Source organism: Citrobacter sp. wls706, assembly GCF_005281305.1.
In the GTDB taxonomy this organism is placed as follows: domain Bacteria; phylum Pseudomonadota; class Gammaproteobacteria; order Enterobacterales; family Enterobacteriaceae; genus Citrobacter; species Citrobacter werkmanii.
In genome coordinates, this window is record NZ_SZXG01000029.1 from 302,208 (window position 1) to 320,273 (window position 18,066).

17 protein-coding genes are annotated in these 18,066 nt (G+C 51.3%); 9 read left to right on the forward strand and 8 right to left on the reverse strand.

The window, feature by feature from the left end; translation table 11 throughout:
* Positions 1-521: 521 nt before the first annotated feature.
* Positions 522-1,460 (reverse strand): transcriptional regulator LrhA, encoded by a 939-nt coding sequence (gene lrhA, locus FDW92_RS06325; RefSeq protein WP_042307095.1) that lies wholly within the window; start codon positions 1,458-1,460, stop codon positions 522-524.
* Positions 1,461-2,390: 930 nt separating this feature from the next.
* Between lrhA and alaA the strand changes: the two genes are divergently transcribed.
* Positions 2,391-3,608 carry an alanine transaminase AlaA gene (alaA, locus tag FDW92_RS06330; protein ID WP_005129483.1) on the forward strand — a complete coding sequence of 406 codons (1,218 nt, stop codon included), beginning with the start codon at positions 2,391-2,393 and terminating at the stop codon, positions 3,606-3,608.
* A 97-nt stretch (positions 3,609-3,705) separates the two neighbouring features.
* Positions 3,706-4,305: a 5'-deoxynucleotidase gene (yfbR, locus tag FDW92_RS06335; RefSeq protein ID WP_042307093.1), complete on the forward strand. Its 600-nt coding sequence runs from the start codon at positions 3,706-3,708 to the stop codon at positions 4,303-4,305.
* Between the two features lie 48 nt (positions 4,306-4,353).
* On the opposite strand, the gene FDW92_RS06340 is transcribed toward yfbR, so the two are convergent.
* The 4 genes from FDW92_RS06340 to yfbV form a co-directional block, all read right to left on the reverse strand.
* Positions 4,354-6,186: an SLC13 family permease gene (locus tag FDW92_RS06340; RefSeq protein ID WP_038642308.1), complete on the reverse strand. Its 1,833-nt coding sequence runs from the start codon at positions 6,184-6,186 to the stop codon at positions 4,354-4,356.
* A gap of 77 nt (positions 6,187-6,263) precedes the next feature.
* On the reverse strand, positions 6,264-6,941 hold the full coding sequence (locus FDW92_RS06345) for a sugar phosphatase (protein WP_094301032.1): 678 nt from the start codon (positions 6,939-6,941) through the stop codon (positions 6,264-6,266).
* Positions 6,934-7,428 (reverse strand): YfbU family protein, encoded by a 495-nt coding sequence (locus FDW92_RS06350; RefSeq protein ID WP_006683652.1) that lies wholly within the window; start codon positions 7,426-7,428, stop codon positions 6,934-6,936. Before FDW92_RS06350 ends, FDW92_RS06345 begins: the two co-directional genes overlap by 8 nt.
* An 82-nt stretch (positions 7,429-7,510) precedes the next feature.
* Positions 7,511-7,966, reverse strand: coding sequence for a terminus macrodomain insulation protein YfbV (gene yfbV / locus FDW92_RS06355; RefSeq protein WP_038642312.1), 456 nt, complete (start codon positions 7,964-7,966; stop codon positions 7,511-7,513).
* Between the two features lie 339 nt (positions 7,967-8,305).
* On the opposite strand from yfbV, the gene ackA reads away from it, so the two are divergent.
* From ackA to yfcC, 3 genes are all read left to right on the forward strand, one after another.
* The gene (ackA, locus tag FDW92_RS06360; protein WP_042307090.1) at positions 8,306-9,508 is read left to right on the forward strand and encodes an acetate kinase; all 1,203 of its coding nucleotides are present in this window, start codon (positions 8,306-8,308) and stop codon (positions 9,506-9,508) included.
* Between the two features lie 76 nt (positions 9,509-9,584).
* Positions 9,585-11,726 carry a phosphate acetyltransferase gene (pta, locus tag FDW92_RS06365; protein ID WP_042307087.1) on the forward strand — a complete coding sequence of 714 codons (2,142 nt, stop codon included), beginning with the start codon at positions 9,585-9,587 and terminating at the stop codon, positions 11,724-11,726.
* A gap of 201 nt (positions 11,727-11,927) precedes the next feature.
* Positions 11,928-13,448: a putative basic amino acid antiporter YfcC gene (yfcC, locus tag FDW92_RS06370; RefSeq protein ID WP_137400586.1), complete on the forward strand. Its 1,521-nt coding sequence runs from the start codon at positions 11,928-11,930 to the stop codon at positions 13,446-13,448.
* Between the two features lie 56 nt (positions 13,449-13,504).
* On the opposite strand, the gene yfcD is transcribed toward yfcC, so the two are convergent.
* The 3 genes from yfcD to yfcF are packed head-to-tail and all read right to left on the reverse strand — an operon-like array spanning position 13,505 to position 15,367.
* Positions 13,505-14,059 carry an NUDIX hydrolase YfcD gene (yfcD, locus tag FDW92_RS06375; protein WP_042307083.1) on the reverse strand — a complete coding sequence of 185 codons (555 nt, stop codon included), beginning with the start codon at positions 14,057-14,059 and terminating at the stop codon, positions 13,505-13,507.
* A 56-nt stretch (positions 14,060-14,115) separates the two neighbouring features.
* Positions 14,116-14,667, reverse strand: a complete 552-nt coding sequence (gene yfcE, locus FDW92_RS06380) for a phosphodiesterase (protein WP_042307082.1) — start codon at positions 14,665-14,667, stop codon at positions 14,116-14,118.
* A 55-nt stretch (positions 14,668-14,722) separates the two neighbouring features.
* The gene (yfcF, locus tag FDW92_RS06385; protein ID WP_042307079.1) at positions 14,723-15,367 is read right to left on the reverse strand and encodes a glutathione transferase; all 645 of its coding nucleotides are present in this window, start codon (positions 15,365-15,367) and stop codon (positions 14,723-14,725) included.
* A gap of 134 nt (positions 15,368-15,501) precedes the next feature.
* On the opposite strand from yfcF, the gene yfcG reads away from it, so the two are divergent.
* From yfcG to FDW92_RS06405, 4 genes are all read left to right on the forward strand, one after another.
* Positions 15,502-16,137, forward strand: coding sequence for a GSH-dependent disulfide bond oxidoreductase (yfcG, locus tag FDW92_RS06390; protein ID WP_042307078.1), 636 nt, complete (start codon positions 15,502-15,504; stop codon positions 16,135-16,137).
* A 54-nt stretch (positions 16,138-16,191) separates the two neighbouring features.
* Entirely contained in the window at positions 16,192-16,554 is a 363-nt protein-coding gene (gene folX, locus FDW92_RS06395; RefSeq protein WP_038642324.1) for a dihydroneopterin triphosphate 2'-epimerase, read from the forward strand.
* A gap of 19 nt (positions 16,555-16,573) precedes the next feature.
* Positions 16,574-17,467 carry a TIGR01777 family oxidoreductase gene (locus FDW92_RS06400; RefSeq protein ID WP_042307075.1) on the forward strand — a complete coding sequence of 298 codons (894 nt, stop codon included), beginning with the start codon at positions 16,574-16,576 and terminating at the stop codon, positions 17,465-17,467.
* Between the two features lie 71 nt (positions 17,468-17,538).
* Positions 17,539-18,054: a GNAT family N-acetyltransferase gene (locus FDW92_RS06405; protein WP_072014720.1), complete on the forward strand. Its 516-nt coding sequence runs from the start codon at positions 17,539-17,541 to the stop codon at positions 18,052-18,054.
* Positions 18,055-18,066 lie beyond the last annotated feature (12 nt).

The following is an 18,066-nucleotide window of genomic DNA, read 5'->3' on the forward strand; positions in this document are numbered from 1 at the left end:
ACCATTTTATACAGCCAATTGATGGGGTTTTTTACTCCTTTCTATAACCTTTTGTCAACTTTAACAAAAGTTTCCTCACATTATTTTACACTGTTCCAACCTCATTAACATAAAGTGCTGTTTAGACCCATTTCGATCGCATCATCGGTCTTTTTTAATGTTGTTGAATCGTGTCCGTAGTGAAGTAAAAAAGATAATACACGTCTATTTTGACAGGAATTCACACTAATGCCTCCCCCTAAATGGGAGTATTTTCTTGATCTGTGACACGCTTTTGTTAATTCACCATAAAAAACAGCAACAATTTCTCTAGTTTTTTAACATGGAAACAATTAACACTTCTGCTGATTATTTTTCACCCTATTTGCAGGCTGTTTTTTTAGCCGCTGATTTTGTTAAGTTTTAGTATAGCAAATGACATAAACCAACGTTATTTGCATAAAAAAAGAGCCGCTGGATGTTTTTTCATCATTAGCGGCTCTTTTTTTACACTTACATTTTAAAACGTTTTTTGTGACGCGTTACTCGAAGTCCCCTTCAACAAGGAGCGAATCATCTCCCCCTTCGGGGGTAAACTGATTGTATTGCCAAGGATTTTGATAAGTCTGCATCGAGTTAAAGATAACCTGAGCTAAATCATTTTGCGTAGCCGGATCGCAGCACAACAGATACTCGGTATCAGGCAGTGGCGGTAATCCGTCCGCCGCGCCCAGTACGCGTAAATCAGGACTCATCATTTCAACGGGACGCGCAGTAACGCCCAGACCGGCTTTGACCGCAGCACGAACCGCAGGCAATGTTGAAGCAACATACGCTAAGCGCCACGGGATCTGTGCAGCATTCAGCGTTGCCAACACCATATCGCGGAACGGGCTCGGATCGTCCAGCAGAACCAACGGAACCGGCTCACCTTTTTGCAGGATATATTCAGCTGCACAATACCAGTGCGTCGGTGAAGTGCGCAGATTCAGGCATTCAAAATCGCCCGGACGGTTAGTCGTTACCACCAAATCCACTTCTTGCGACTTCAGCATATCCACCATATAGGCGTTGCGCTTGACCCTCACATCCAATGCAAGCTTCGGATAAACCGAACTTATACGGTTGAGCAGGAAAGGCAGTATAGTATCGGCAGATTCATCAGAAGCTCCGATAGTTAACACTCCCTGAAGATTGTTAAACATTAATGATGAGCATGCCTCATCATTAAAACGCAAGATTTTTCTGGCGTAACCCAACAGCTGTATACCATGTTCGGTCAGCAGTTTGTTGCGTCCATGGCGCGCGAACAACTCTTTCCCCACGAGTTGCTCAAGACGCTGCATTTGCTGACTCACCGCAGACTGAGTGCGACATACCGCAGCTGCCGCAGCCGCGAAGGTATTCAGGTCGGCAACAGCAACGAAGGTTCTCAGCAGATCGAGGTCGAGGTTAATTATCGGACGATTTGCATTTATCATAGTTTTTCACTTACTCGCGGGTCATACCGTGTTAATGCTGTGCATTCAGAATCAAACAACTCCATTTGTTATCTGCCTGCCTTCCTTGCAGTTTCGCTTAGTGTAACCAAGTGAAAATAAGGATGTATTTGGTTTAACAAACGAAACAATTCTCTTTCTACGCTATATAATAACCGTGACACTCATCGGAATATAGCAACGAGAAAGGCCCATATTTTTAGCTGCTGGATGATTCTGACTAATGGAAAACATGTAAATTTTGTAAATTTAAAAAAAGTTAACGAACAATAATTTACACATTAAAAACTAACTTTTCAGTATGTTAGGAACAACCAACAAACATTTGAATTAACGTATAATTCTTACTACGCACCATTTCATGAGACTTATCTTAACCTAAAACCACTATATTTATAAGTGTTATCGCGAATAATTCGCGGCAACAAGGCGTTATGTCAGAACTGAGGTTTTCGTATTATTAGTCCATTCAAATTAATGCGATTTAAATATTAAATAATAATTAATTAAGAATCCCTCAATTCATTAATTATGCTTAACAATGAATTCACACCGTACCACGCGCGGATCAGGCCGATAACAGCCCTCGCAGATAAAACCTCAGTATTTTCGAATGACGTCATACAGCTTAAGTGTCGGTTACCTTTTGCATTCCAGACTTAAGTTTTTTTGACCAGACAAACCACCACATCAAAACCAAAGGTATAAAATATAAAACCAATAAAACACATTTTGTTAGTTTATTATACTAATATTTATGATATATTTAGATATTAACAGTCAATTATAACTTCATGGATTTTCAAAATCTTCTACTAAAGACCCTTCAAAACTTACCGTCGTGGGAGTACATTGTGCTGGGCTGACTTCCATGGCAGGGAGTGGCATTCACAGCTAAAAAGGTCAACGTTCATGTCCCCCATTGAAAAATCCAGCAAATTAGAAAACGTCTGTTATGACATTCGCGGCCCGGTTCTGAAGGAAGCAAAGCGCTTGGAAGAAGAAGGCAATAAAGTTCTGAAACTGAACATCGGCAACCCGGCGCCATTCGGGTTTGAAGCGCCAGATGAAATTCTGGTTGATGTGATCCGCAATTTGCCAACAGCGCAAGGATATTGCGACTCAAAAGGTCTCTATTCAGCCCGTAAAGCGATCATGCAGCATTATCAGGCCCGCGGGATGCGCGATGTGACCGTGGAAGATATCTATATCGGTAATGGCGTTTCCGAATTGATTGTGCAAGCCATGCAGGCATTGCTGAACAGTGGGGACGAGATGCTCGTTCCGGCACCTGATTACCCGCTGTGGACAGCGGCGGTATCGCTCTCCGGCGGTAATGCCGTGCACTACCTGTGTGACGAATCATCTGACTGGTTCCCGGACCTGGACGACATTCGCGCAAAAATTACCCCGCGCACGCGTGGGATCGTCATCATTAACCCCAACAACCCAACCGGCGCTGTTTACTCCAAAGAGCTGCTGATGGAGATTGTTGAAATTGCTCGCCAGAACAATCTCATCATTTTTGCGGACGAGATTTACGACAAAATTCTCTACGATGACGCTGAACACCACTCGATCGCCGCAATGGCTCCGGACCTGCTGACTATCACCTTCAATGGCCTGTCAAAAACCTATCGCGTTGCCGGTTTCCGTCAGGGCTGGATGGTGCTGAACGGGCCGAAGAAACATGCCAAGGGGTACATCGAAGGTCTTGAGATGCTGGCCTCTATGCGCTTATGTGCTAACGTTCCGGCGCAACATGCGATTCAGACCGCGCTGGGCGGATACCAGAGCATCAGTGAATTTATCATGCCTGGCGGGCGCCTGTATGAACAACGCAACCGCGCCTGGGAGTTACTCAATGATATTCCCGGCGTCTCCTGCGTGAAACCGCGCGGCGCGCTGTATATGTTCCCAAAAATCGACGCTAAACGCTTCAACATTCATGACGACCAGAAAATGGTGCTCGACTTCCTGTTGCAGGAAAAAGTGCTGCTGGTTCAGGGAACGGCGTTCAACTGGCCGTGGCCGGATCATTTCCGCATCGTCACGCTCCCGCGCATTGACGATATCGAAATGTCGCTGAGTAAATTTGAGCGCTTCCTGTCAGGGTATCACCAGCTGTAATAAAACACGGGCTGTTGGATCAGTATGACGAGTATTTGCATCTGACAGCCTTCTCTGCGCACAATGACTCTCAGGTTGCCATCATATAAGGGTCGTTATGAAGCAGAGCCACTTTTTTGCCCACCTCTCCCGCCTGAAGCTCATTAACCGCTGGCCGCTGATGCGCAACGTGCGCACCGAAAACGTGTCCGAGCATAGTTTGCAAGTTGCCATGGTCGCTCATGCGTTGGCCGCGATTAAAAACCGTAAATTTGGTGGTCAGCTTAATGCAGAGCGCATTGCCCTGTTGGCAATGTACCATGATGCTTCAGAGGTGCTGACCGGTGACCTCCCTACCCCGGTAAAATACTTCAACTCACAAATAGCCCAGGAATATAAAGCGATAGAGAAAATTGCCCAGCAAAAGCTGGTCGATATGGTGCCCGACGAGCTGCGCGATATTTTTGCTCCGCTGATTGATGAACATGCTTACAGCGAAGAAGAGAAATCTATCGTCAAACAGGCCGATGCGCTGTGCGCCTATCTGAAGTGTCTGGAGGAACTTTCGGCGGGCAATAATGAGTTCCTATTGGCGAAAACGCGGCTGGAAAAAACGCTGGAGTCGCGGCGCAGCGAAGAGATGGACTATTTTATGGAGGTGTTTGTCCCGAGCTTTCACCTCTCATTAGATGAGATCAGCCAGGATTCACCGCTTTAAACGATTTTGCCGGATGGCGACGTCAACGTCTTATCCGGCACATAAAAATCAAAACGGGAACAGCATCGGGATCATCACCACACACACCGCCATCACGATCACCGTAAACGGCACGCCAATTTTCACGAAATCGCTAAAGCTATAGTTACCCGGTCCCAGCACCAGCGTGTTTACCGGCGAAGAGACCGGTGTCATAAAGGCTGCGGATGCCGCCATTGCAATCACCATCGCAAAAGGATACGGCGAAACCCCCATCGACTTTGCCGCCGCCAGGGCGATTGGCGCCATGAGTACCGCCGTTGCAGTGTTAGAGATAAATAACCCAATGCTCGCGCACAGGACGAACAGGCAGCCCAGCATCATGTACGGGCCATACCCGCCGCCGACGTCCATCAGTCCTTTTACCACCAGATCGACACCGCCAGTTTTTTGTAGCGCCAATGCGAAGGGCATCATCCCGACGATCAAAATAATGCTTGGCCAGTGAATCGCTTTATAGGCGCTTTCGGCATCGATACAGCGGAATTTCCCCATCAGCAGGCAGGCGATAATTGCGGCAACCGTATTAGGAATTTCATCGGTAAGCATCAGGGCGACCATCAGCACCAGGCAGAAAATGGCATGCGGCGCCTGACTGTGCGCCGGGGAAGCTTCACTGACCTCAGCTGGCATGTTCAACACCACGAAGTCACGCCCTTTTTGTCCCAGCAGTGTGATGAGCTTCCAGTTACCCACCACCAGAATGATATCCCCCATCAGCAACGGTTCATCCACCACCGCGCCTGCCAGCGCCGTACCATCGCGTTTCAGGCCGACCACATTCAGACCGTAACGCGTACGAAAGGCTATCTCCCGTACCGTTTTGCCAATCAGTTCCGATTCTGGGATCAGTGAGATCTCGGCCATGCCCACATCCAACGCCTGCTCGGAGAAGTATTCCCCGCGCAGCACCATCGGCTCCAGCAGTTGCTCACTGCAAAATTCTCGCAGATCGACATCCGCTGCAGACATATCAATCAGCAGCACGTCACGGGCGCGAAACTCAGAAACCCCGTTAACGTCAACAATCACGCGACGAAAGCGCCGCCAGCGCTCCACGCCAATCACGTTTGCTCCGTAACGCTCACGCAGTTTCAGGTCGTCCAGACGCTGGCCAATCATCGGTGAACCAGGGCGAATAGCCAGACGGCGGGCACGCCCTGTAAGGCGATACTCTTTGATTAAATCGCGAAAAGTCCGGCGTTTCCAACCGTCTCCTGGCTGCCCGGAGTCTTCGCCCTTCAGCATAAAGCGCATCAGCAGCATATAAATTATGCCAAGCACCAGAACCACCAGCCCCAGCGGAGTGACGCTAAAAAAGCTGAAACCGTTAAGTCCTTCGCGTAGCAACTCACTGTTGACGACCAGATTTGGCGGTGTCGCCACCAGCGTCATCATGCCGCTTATCAATCCGGCAAAGCTCAGCGGCATCATCAGACGTGAGGGAGAAATTTGCATGCGCATGGAAACGCTTAAGACAACCGGTATAAAGATAGCAACCACGCCGGTCGAACTCATAAACGCACCGAGCCCGGCCACGGTTATCATCAGCAACACCAGCATTTTGACTTCACTGCTGCCGGCGACCTTCACCAGCCAGGCCCCCATCACCGTCGCCACCCCGGTACGCACCAGACCGTCGCCGATAATAAATAAAGCCGCGATCAAAATAACGTTAGGATCGCTGAACCCGGAAAAAGCTTCTGTGATGCTCAATGTTCCACTCAGAACAAAGGCAATAATGACCAGCAAAGCGATCGCGTCCATACGCACTCTGCCAGTTGCAAACAAGACGACGGCAATCGCCAGCAATGAGAGAACCCATATCAATTCACCGTTCACAACATATCCTTGTTAAATGAGATGGATGGACCGATTCTGCCATAAAAAAGCCCCAACAATCTGGGGCTAAATCATGATCAGGTATTTCTTACAACGACCACATTTCCGTTGGGCTGTTTGGTCACAGAAATCTGTTCCAGACTGGTCAGCGAAAAATCGACCTCATCCAGACGCGGGGTGTCCGCTGGCGCATTTACCGCTATTACATGGCACCCTGCAGCCAGTCCCGAGAGCACCCCTGCGGGCGCATCCTCGACTACCGCGCATTCCTGTGGCGCCAGGCCCAGTAACTGAGCGCCTAACAGATAGGCGTCAGGCTCTGGTTTACCTCTTTTTACCCGTTCGGCAGTGACAAACACCTCAGGAGCAGGAAGTCCTGCGACACGATGGCGCGCCCGTGCGACCGGCATTGATCCTGAAGTCACAATCGCCCATGGAATGCCCGCTTTGTTGAGATGGTTGAGCAAGTCAACCGCCCCTGGCAGCGCGGTGATCCCCGCGGTTTCCGTCGCTTCGATCTGCTCCAGGCGGGTGAACTCCGCAGCGATCTCCGCCTCGGACTTGCCCACCATAAAGTGTCGCAGGGAGGTAATGGCCTGCTTACCATGAATAAAGCCGAGCACCTCGGCGTGATCGAGGCCAAAACGATCGGCCCAGTTGCACCACGCGCGTTCTACTGCGGGTAAGGAATCGACCAGCGTTCCATCCAGATCAAACAGAAAACCTTTGCACTGCACGCTCGCCCCCTCAGGCATTAATGATTTGGTTAATTTCATTCGCGCTCAGGTGATACTGGCGCGGGCAAGAGTGCCAGACATTCAGCATACGCTGATATTTTTCCCACATCGGGGTCTGGGCGTTGAAACCATGCGTACCCGCATCGAAGTGGGTATAACGCCCTTCCACATTGACCATAAAACGAACGTACCCGAGGAAACGGGCTTCCGTTGCGGCGTCAAAACCGAGGAAGGTCACGCGGCGCTCATCAATAGACTGCGCGTCTTTTAGATTGGTCCAGGAGACATGTAATGCGTGATACATCTCCATAATATCGATAATCGTACGACAGGTTTCTTCCGTCAGCTCACCAAACTCACGATCCAACTCACGCATCTGCAAGCCGTAACCGCGTTCAATAATCGTCTGCAAACGACGATAACGCTCGGCGTTAGTGGGATCGAGCATAGTCATCATTTTGTACTGGTTAGACAAAATCAGACGTTGAGCGTTGGTCATTTCCATTTGGGACTCCTGTATCACTGCTACTACGATGAAAAAAAGAAGGCATCTTGTGCCTTCTTTTATATGCGTAATCAGGGGTCAATTACAAATCATCGAGGAAAGTTTTATCCAGTTGTTTGAAGGCGCGCTTAAGCGTGTCAGCCAGCGCCTGATAATCAGGCTTTCCTTCTACCGGAGCGAGCGCCTGTCCGGCCTCTTGCAATTTACCCCGAACTTCGTAGAACCAGTTGAGTATTGAAGGCGGCAGCGGTGTGACGGAACGCTTACCCAGCCACCACATGCCCTGCATCGGCAGGCTGAGTGCAAACAGCGCTGTCGCCACGGCCGGTCCCAACTGCCCGCCTAAAGCAATTTGCCAGCATAAGGTGAAAACAGCGATTGGCGGCATAAAACGGATTGCGTAACGCGTCATGCGGATCACGCGGTTCTCAACAAACACGGGCGCGAGGCGCTTTTCCATTGGCCACGTCTTCGCATAGTGCTGCCCCCGGCGAAACAAACTAAAAAAATTGACGGAACGATTATCCGGTGTCGACATGGCGGTTACCTCAACTTCACATATAAAAATTAAAAAATTTGTGCAAAACAACAACTACAAGGGACATCGTTCAAAACATTTTGTCTTTGATACCCACATTCAGGTATCCTGTGCCGGCCTGTAAGGCCTTTAGTCCAAAATCATTGAGTCGTCAAATTGGCATACAGTATGCCACTGGCTGAAAAATACGCAAAATGACATAGACTCAAAGGTATTTATTCCATCGTGCCCAAAAAGACTCTGGCGCATGATGTTAATCATAAACGTCGGTGTCATCATGCGCTACGCTCTATGACTCCCTGACGTTTTTTTAGCCACGTATCATAAATAGGTACTTCCATGTCGAGTAAGTTAGTACTGGTTCTGAACTGCGGTAGCTCCTCACTGAAATTTGCCATCATCGATGCAGTAAACGGTGAAGAATACCTCTCTGGTTTAGCCGAATGTTTCCATCTCCCAGAAGCACGCATCAAGTGGAAAATGGACGGCGGTAAACAAGAAGCGGCTTTAGGTGCAGGCGCCGCTCACAGTGAAGCGCTGAACTTTATCGTTAACACTATTCTGGCACAAAAACCAGAATTGTCTGCGCAATTGACCGCTATCGGTCACCGTATCGTACACGGCGGCGAGAAGTATACCAGCTCTGTGGTTATCGATGATTCTGTTATCCAGGGCATCAAAGATTCTGCCTCTTTCGCACCGCTGCATAACCCTGCTCACCTGATCGGTATCGCAGAAGCGCTGAAATCCTTCCCAAGTCTGAAAGACAAAAACGTGGCTGTATTCGACACCGCGTTCCATCAGACTATGCCGGAAGAGTCTTACCTCTATGCTCTGCCGTACAGCCTGTACAAAGAACACGGCGTACGTCGTTACGGCGCGCACGGTACCAGCCACTTCTTTGTTACTCAGGAAGCGGCAAAAATGCTGAACAAACCGGTTGATGAACTGAACATCATCACTTGCCACCTGGGCAACGGCGGTTCTGTATCTGCTATCCGTAACGGTAAATGTGTTGATACCTCCATGGGTCTGACCCCACTGGAAGGTCTGGTGATGGGTACGCGTTCCGGTGACATCGACCCGGCGATCATCTTCCACCTGCACGACACCCTGGGCATGAGCGTTGACCAGATCAACAAAATGCTGACCAAAGAGTCCGGCCTGCTGGGTCTGACCGAAGTCACCAGCGACTGCCGTTATGTTGAAGATAACTACGCAACCAAAGAAGACGCTAAACGTGCAATGGACGTTTACTGCCACCGTCTGGCGAAGTACATCGGTTCTTACACTGCGCTGATGGATGGTCGTCTGGATGCGGTTGTCTTCACCGGTGGTATCGGTGAAAACGCAGCGATGGTTCGTGAACTGTCTCTGGGCAAACTGGGCGTTCTGGGCTTTGAAGTTGACCACGAACGTAACCTGGCCGCACGTTTCGGCAAATCTGGTTTCATCAACAAAGAAGGTACCCGTCCTGCGGTGGTTATCCCAACCAACGAAGAACTGGTTATCGCGCAAGACGCGAGCCGTCTGACTGCCTGATTTCACACCGCCAGCCTAGCTGGCGGTGCTGTTTTGTAACCCGCCTGAAATGGGCGGTAACGAAAGAGGATAAACCGTGTCCCGTATTATTATGCTGATCCCTACCGGAACCAGCGTCGGCCTGACCAGCGTCAGCCTCGGCGTGATCCGCGCTATGGAACGCAAAGGCGTTCGTCTGAGCGTCTTTAAGCCAATCGCTCAGCCTCGTGCCGGTGGCGATGCGCCAGACCAGACTACTACTATCGTTCGTGCGAACTCTAACCTGCCAGCTGCTGAGCCGCTGAAGATGAGCCACGTTGAATCTCTGCTCTCCAGCAATCAGAAAGATGTGCTGATGGAAGAGATCATCGCGAATTACCACGCGAACACCAAAGATGCTGAAGTCGTACTGGTTGAAGGCCTGGTCCCAACCCGTAAACATCAGTTCGCGCAGTCTCTGAACTACGAAATCGCGAAAACGCTGAATGCGGAAATCGTCTTCGTGATGTCTCAGGGCACCGATACTCCGGAACAGCTGAACGAGCGTATTGAACTGACTCGCAGCAGCTTCGGCGGCGCGAAAAACACCAACATCACTGGCGTTATCGTTAACAAACTGAACGCGCCGGTTGATGACCAGGGCCGTACTCGCCCGGATCTGTCCGAGATTTTCGACGACTCTTCCAAGGCGCAGGTGATCAAAGTTGATCCGGCTAAACTGCAAGAATCCAGCCCGCTGCCGGTTCTGGGCGCGGTGCCATGGAGCTTCGATCTGATCGCTACCCGTGCAATCGATATGGCGCGTCACCTGAACGCCACCATCGTTAACGAAGGCGATATCAACACCCGCCGCGTGAAGTCTGTGACTTTCTGCGCACGCAGCATTCCGCACATGCTGGAGCACTTCCGCGCAGGTTCTCTGCTGGTGACTTCTGCCGACCGTCCTGACGTGCTGGTTGCAGCATGTCTGGCAGCTATGAACGGCGTAGAAATCGGTGCTCTGCTGCTGACCGGCGGCTACGAAATGGACGCGCGCATCAACAAACTGTGCGAACGTGCATTCGCTACCGGCCTGCCGGTATTCATGGTGAACACCAATACCTGGCAGACCTCTCTGAGCCTGCAGAGCTTCAACCTGGAAGTTCCGGTTGACGATCACGAGCGCATCGAAAAAGTTCAGGAATACGTTGCTAACTACATCAACGCTGACTGGATTGAATCTCTGACCGCGACCTCTGAGCGCAGCCGTCGCCTGTCTCCGCCGGCATTCCGTTATCAGCTGACCGAGCTGGCGCGTAAAGCGGGCAAACGCGTTGTTCTGCCGGAAGGCGACGAACCGCGCACCGTTAAAGCGGCTGCTATCTGTGCTGAACGCGGTATCGCTACCTGCGTTCTGTTGGGTAACCCGGACGAGATCACCCGCGTTGCGGCCTCTCAGGGCGTTGAGCTGGGCGCTGGCGTAGAAATCGTTGACCCGGATGTGGTTCGCGAAAGCTACGTTGCTCGCCTGGTTGAGCTGCGTAAGAACAAAGGCATGACCGAAACCGTTGCCCGCGAACAGCTGGAAGACAACGTGGTTCTCGGTACCCTGATGCTGGAGCAGGACGACGTTGACGGTCTGGTTTCTGGTGCCGTTCACACCACCGCAAACACCATTCGTCCGCCGCTGCAGTTGATCAAAACTGCGCCGGGTAGCTCTCTGGTGTCTTCCGTGTTCTTCATGCTGCTGCCGGAACAGGTTTACGTTTACGGTGACTGTGCGATCAACCCGGATCCAACTGCTGAACAGCTGGCAGAAATCGCCATTCAGTCCGCTGAATCCGCCATCGCCTTCGGTATCGAACCGCGCGTTGCGATGCTCTCCTACTCCACCGGTACCTCTGGTGCAGGTAGCGACGTAGAGAAAGTTCGCGAAGCGACTCGTCTGGCGCAGGAAAAACGTCCTGACCTGATGATCGACGGTCCGTTGCAGTACGACGCCGCGGTTATGGCTGACGTAGCGAAATCCAAAGCGCCGAACTCGCCGGTTGCAGGTCGCGCTACAGTGTTCATCTTCCCGGATCTGAACACCGGTAACACCACCTACAAAGCGGTACAGCGTTCTGCCGACCTGATCTCCATCGGGCCGATGCTGCAGGGTATGCGCAAGCCGGTGAACGACCTGTCCCGTGGCGCGCTGGTAGACGATATCGTCTATACCATCGCCCTGACCGCGATCCAGTCTTCCCAGCAGCAGTAATTTGCTGCAGTGTGCCGGATCTCTTATCCGGCAACACCTCTGCTTATCAAACCGGAAATAGCTGATATTTCCGGTTTTTTTATATCCGTTTTTTTCTTTTGTAAATTCTGAAACATTTGCCTGGATGCGCTGCATCAATGAATAACTATTCTTCTGTTTGCATACTTACTCTCTTTTGCATTGCAACAGGGATAGTCTTTCATGTCAGCAGTCACAGAATCACAGCCAGCCAAAAAATGGGCGATGCCCGATACGCTGGTGATTATTTTTTTCGTCGCCATTTTAACCAGCCTGGCGACATGGGTAGTTCCGGTCGGGATGTTCGATAGCCAGGAAGTGCAGTATCAGGTTGATGGGCAAACCAAAACCCGTAAAGTTGTTGACCCCCACTCTTTTCGTATTCTGACCAACGACGCGGGTGAAGAGCAGTATCACCGGGTGCAGTTTTTCACCACCGGAGATGAACGCCCCGGCCTGATGAATTTTCCGTTTGAAGGGTTAACCTCCGGCTCTAAGTTCGGCACGGCGGTTGGTATCATCATGTTTATGCTGGTGATTGGCGGTGCATTTGGCATCGTTATGCGTACCGGAACCATTGATAATGGCATTCTGGCGCTCATTCGTCATACGCGGGGTAACGAAGTTCTGTTTATCCCGGTGCTGTTTATTCTCTTCTCATTAGGCGGCGCGGTGTTTGGCATGGGCGAAGAGGCGGTTGCTTTTGCCATTATCATTGCGCCTTTGATGGTACGCTTAGGTTACGACAGTATCACCACCGTGCTGGTCACCTATATCGCTACCCAAATTGGTTTTGCCAGTTCATGGATGAACCCGTTCTGCGTGGTGGTCGCGCAGGGTATTGCAGGTGTCCCGGCGCTCTCTGGTTCCGGTCTGCGTATCGTAGTATGGGTCGTTGCGACCCTGATAGGGTTGACCTTCACCCTGGCCTACGCAGCGCGCATCAAAAAAAATCCGCTTCTCTCCCGGGTACATGAGTCCGACCGCTTCTTTCGTGAGCAGCAGGACGAGGTTGTAGAACGACGCTTCACGCTGGGCGACTGGCTGGTATTGCTGGTACTGACCGCGGTGATGATTTGGGTCGTCTGGGGCGTTATCGTCAACGCGTGGTTTATTCCTGAGATCGCCAGTCAGTTCTTCACGATGGGGCTGGTGATTGGCATCATCGGTGTGGTGTTCCGTCTCAACGGTATGACGGTCAACGTCATGGCATCCTCCTTCACTGAAGGTGCGCGAATGATGATTGCTCCCGCCCTGCTGGTCGGTTTCGCCAAGGGCATATTACTGCTGGTCGGTAACGGAGAGGCGGGCGAAGCCAGCGTATTAAATACCCTGCTGCACAGCATTGCCAACGGTATCAGCGGACTGGATAACGCTATCGCTGCATGGTTTATGCTGCTGTTCCAGGCGGTATTTAATTTCTTCGTTACGTCCGGCTCTGGCCAGGCTGCATTGACCATGCCGCTATTAGCGCCGCTGGGCGATCTGGTTGGCGTAAACCGTCAGGTCACCGTACTGGCCTTCCAGTTTGGCGACGGATTCAGCCACATTATCTATCCGACGTCGGCATCGTTGATGGCAACGTTAGGCGTTTGTCGGGTGGATTTTCGTAACTGGCTGAAAGTAGGTGCCACGCTGTTAGGCCTGCTGTTTATTATGTCCAGCGTGGTGGTGATTGGTGCGCAGATAATGGGTTACCATTAAAAAATGATTGCCCGGCCTACATGATTTCTCGACGCTGTAGGCCGGATGAGCAGACGTTACTCGGCTTCTTCCTGCTTTTCGGCTTTTGCCCCTTCATTCTTGGCGTTGCGGGTCATCCACAGCGCCAGCGCTTTCAGAGAGTCCGGCGTAAATTCGTCACAGCGTGCGGTAATTTCTTCCGGCGTAAGCCAGCAAACTTCACTGACCTCTTCTTCCTGTAACGCGAACGGTCCGTGGGACACACAGCTAAACAGCCCACCCCAGACGCGACAATTCTGGTCTTCAAAATAAAACTGACCGTGCTCGGCAAACGGCACACCCGCAATCCCCAACTCCTCTTCCGCTTCACGGCGCGCTGAGTCCAGTAGCTGCTCGTCAGCCTGAACAACACCGCCAGCGGTGGCATCCAGCATACCGGGCAAAAAATCTTTTGTCTCAGTCCTACGCTGAACCAGAATTTTGCCCATACCATCGTGCACCACGATATACGTCGCACGATGGCGTAAGCGCTGCGCCCGCATTTGTTCCCGGCTGGACTGTGCGATGACTTCGTTGTCTTCGTTCACAATATCCACCCATTCCGTACTTGCCAAATGACGCTGTTCCACCATCAGGAAACCTTCTTTTTTCTGGCGCTCTTACGGCGCGTTTATGTTTGTGGGGTAAATTACGGATTAATCTCGATCTGCGCAATAACACTTTGATCATTGAGTGCCATGACGCTGAGAACATTATCATCCAGAATCCCGTAGCTTGCCGCAAAGCCTCCTTTCGGGATGCTTACCGAGCCGGGGTTAAAGTGATAGACATCCCCTTGCAACTCGGCAACCGGCAGATGCGTATGCCCATAAACCAGTACATCTCCCGCGCTGAGCGCTGGCATATTTTGCGGGCCAAAAAGATGCCCGTGCGTCAAAAAGAGTCGCTGGTTTTCTGTCAGAATTTGCTGCCACGGCGCGGTTATCGGAAAATGCAGGAGCATCTGATCCACTTCGCTGTCGCAATTGCCACGCACCGCAATAATCCGCGCTGCCAGTTCATTCAACCGCTCTGCAACCTGCGCGGGCGCATAGCCTTCCGGCAACGCATTACGCGGTCCGTGATTTAAAACATCACCCAATATCACCAGCCATTGCGCTCCGCTTGCGGTAAACAGTTCGAGTACGCGTTCCGTGGCTGGCAACGAACCATGAATGTCCGATGCGAACATCAGTTTCATCACTCACTCCTCGTTGAAAAGTACCTTGTAATGATACTGGATTACGCTTCGATGGTCAGCAGGAACGCTTCGCTGAAAGCGCGATAAAACGCTGAACGGAAGCGCGCTGCCACTGGAAGGTGGCGTATTCCGCAAGCGCTTCTGGCACCTCATCGCCGTTAAGGACCAGACGATTAAGCATTAGCGCTAAATCGCAATCAGCGATACACCATTCGCCAAATAAATTTTGTTTACCGTGACTCAGTAAACTGCTCGCAGTGGCGAACAATTTTTCTGCACTGGCTTTTCCGGCTTCGCTCAATGGCGCTTTTTTCACGCCAGCAAAAACTACATCCGTTGAACGTTCTTCACGAATAGGCATCAGATCGCTGCGGATCCACGCCTGCACCTGGCGAGCCCGCGCGCGCTTTTGCACATCGTGTGGGTAGATGCGCTCCCACTGCGGCGGGGCAAAGCTCTCTTCCAGAAACTCAGTAATTGCTGATGATTCGCTCAGCTCGAAATCGTCAATCTCCAGGACCGGTACGCGGCGCGTCAACGCATAACCTTGCCATGAAGGTTGCAAGTGTTCACCGCTGTTGAGATCAACAGTTTTCAGCGTAAAAGGTAACCCTTTCTCTTGCAGAGCGACATAAACAGACAGCACGTAAGGGGAGAAAAAATTGGCATCTGACCACAGCGTAATTGCAGGTTTGCTCATAACGTCCTCTGAAGTGTATTGGCTTGCCTTCAAAATATAGAGTCTTTCTCTCGCTGTCACTTGATGAAAACTCACGCACGCTAACAGCCTCTATACTTGTAATGACCCGGTTCATGACAAAACGGACGCTGAAAATGATCGATCTCTATTACACGCCATCGCCAAACGGTCACAAAATCACGCTGTTTCTTGAAGAGACGCAGCTGCAATACCGTCTGATTCATGTTGATATCAACAAAGGTAGCCAGTTTCGTCCTGATTTTCTGCAGATCTCGCCGAACAATAAAATCCCGGCCATTATCGACAATGCGCCACAGGACGGCGGAAGCCCGATCAGCCTGTTTGAGTCCGGAGAAATTTTACTCTATCTGGCGGAAAAGAGCGGCAAGCTGCTGAGCGGTGAGTTACGTGAGCGCCACACCACGTTGCAATGGCTGTTCTGGCAGGTCAGCGGCCTGGGGCCCATGCTCGGTCAGAATCACCATTTCAGTCATTACGCCCCGCAGACGATCCCCTACGCCATTGAAAGATACCAGGTTGAAACTCAGCGCCTGTATAACGTGATGAATAAACGTCTGGAAACCTCCCCCTGGCTGGGGGGCGATCACTACAGCATTGCTGACATAGCCTGCTGGCCATGGATTCATGCCCACCAGCGTCAGCGTATCGACCTCGACAATTACCCGGCGGTTAATAACTGGCATGAGCGCATCCGTACGCGGCCTGCCACGGAACGCGCCATGCAGCAAGCGCAGAGTGAGAAGCGGTAACACGATTCGATTCTCGTGTATCATGAATAGGTTCATACATGGAGGAAACCTGCAATGTCACAACCTGACGCTATTATTCGTATAAAAAACCTTCGTCTGCGCACCTTTATCGGCATCAAAGAAGAGGAGATCCTTAACCGCCAGGATATCGTCATCAACATTGCCATTCATTATCCGGCAGACAAAGCCCGTATCAGCGAAGACATCAACGACGCGCTGAATTATCGCACTATCACCAAAAGCATCATTGCGCACGTGGAGAGTAACCGCTTCTCACTATTAGAAAAATTAACTCAAGATGTGCTCGATATCGCACGCGAACATCACTGGGTCACTTATGCTGAAGTAGAGATCGATAAACTTCACGCATTGCGTTACGCCGACTCAGTATCCATGACGCTGAGCTGGCAGCGCTAAACGTAACCCGGGAGGCGACATGCAGATTCTGATTACCGGCGGTACTGGCCTGATTGGACGTCATCTGATCCCCCGCCTGTTCGAACTGGGGCATCAGGTAACCGTAGTGACACGTAACCCTGATAAGGCGCGTCAGATTCTCGGCTCTCGGGTCACGTTGTGGAAGGGGCTGACAGAGCAGCAAAATCTCAATGGCATTGATGCCGTGATTAATCTTGCCGGAGAGCCTATTGCAGATAAGCGCTGGAGCGCTGAGCAAAAGGAGCGCCTGTGTCAGAGTCGCTGGGGCATCACGCAGAAACTGGTCGATTTAATCCACGCCAGCGAGACGCCGCCCGCGGTGTTAATATCCGGTTCCGCTATCGGTTACTACGGCGATCTGGGCGAAGTTGTGGTCACGGAAGAAGAGCCGCCGCATAACGAATTTACCCATAAACTGTGCGCCCGCTGGGAGCAAATTGCCAGCACAGCGCAAAGTGACAAAACCCGCGTGTGTATGTTGCGTACCGGCGTGGTATTGGCCTCTGCTGGCGGGATTCTGGGGAAAATGGTCCCGCCATTTCGTCTTGGTTTAGGCGGCCCGATGGGTAACGGACGCCAGTATCTGGCCTGGATCCATATTGATGATATGGTCAACGGCATTATCTGGCTGCTGGATAACGATCTGCGTGGCCCCTTCAATATGGTTTCGCCATATCCGGTACACAATGAGCAGTTTGCCCACGCGCTGGGCCATGCCTTAAACCGCCCAGCCATTCTGCGCGTTCCCGCTGGCGTAATACGTCTACTGATGGGCGAGTCTTCCGTGCTGGTTCTCGGCGGACAGCGGGCGTTACCCAAACGCCTGGAAGCGTCCGGTTTCGCGTTTCGCTGGTACGATTTAGAAGAGGCGCTAGCGGATGTTATCCAATAGTTACTAAGCGCTATTCACATTCGCCGTTGCGATGGTAAGGTTATAGATCTGACTTCCGCAATGGCGACGTTATGGCAAAAATATCGACTCCCCGTCTTACCCTCTCTTTGTTTCAATTTTCTGACTGGTCATTTTTCCAGAGACTACGTGAAAGCCCTGAAGTCATGCGCTATATGGGCGACATCGCCCCAGCGAAGGATACGCGTCTGTTATTCGCCAGACGCCTTGCCGCACAGCACACATTTGTTATTCGCGAGCATAACAACCCGACGCCGCTCGGCGATATTGGTCTGCAAATCAGTCATCTTTATCCGCAGGAGGCCGACCTCGGTTACGCCATCATGCCACATGCGCAGGGGAAAGGTATTGCCAGCGAAGCCGTGCGCGCGGTGTGCCAGTATGCCTTTGAACATGCTGGCGTCACGGCGATAAATGCTTACGTGCTGGCTGAGAATAAGGGTTCGATACGTGTTCTGGAAAAGACAGGCTTTGTACGAACGCAGGTGCTGGAAAAAGCGTATGAGATTAATGGGATCGCGCACGACGACTGGGTTTATCGCCTGGAGTGCGATGCGTTAAAGCGGTAGGCCCGGAAAGCA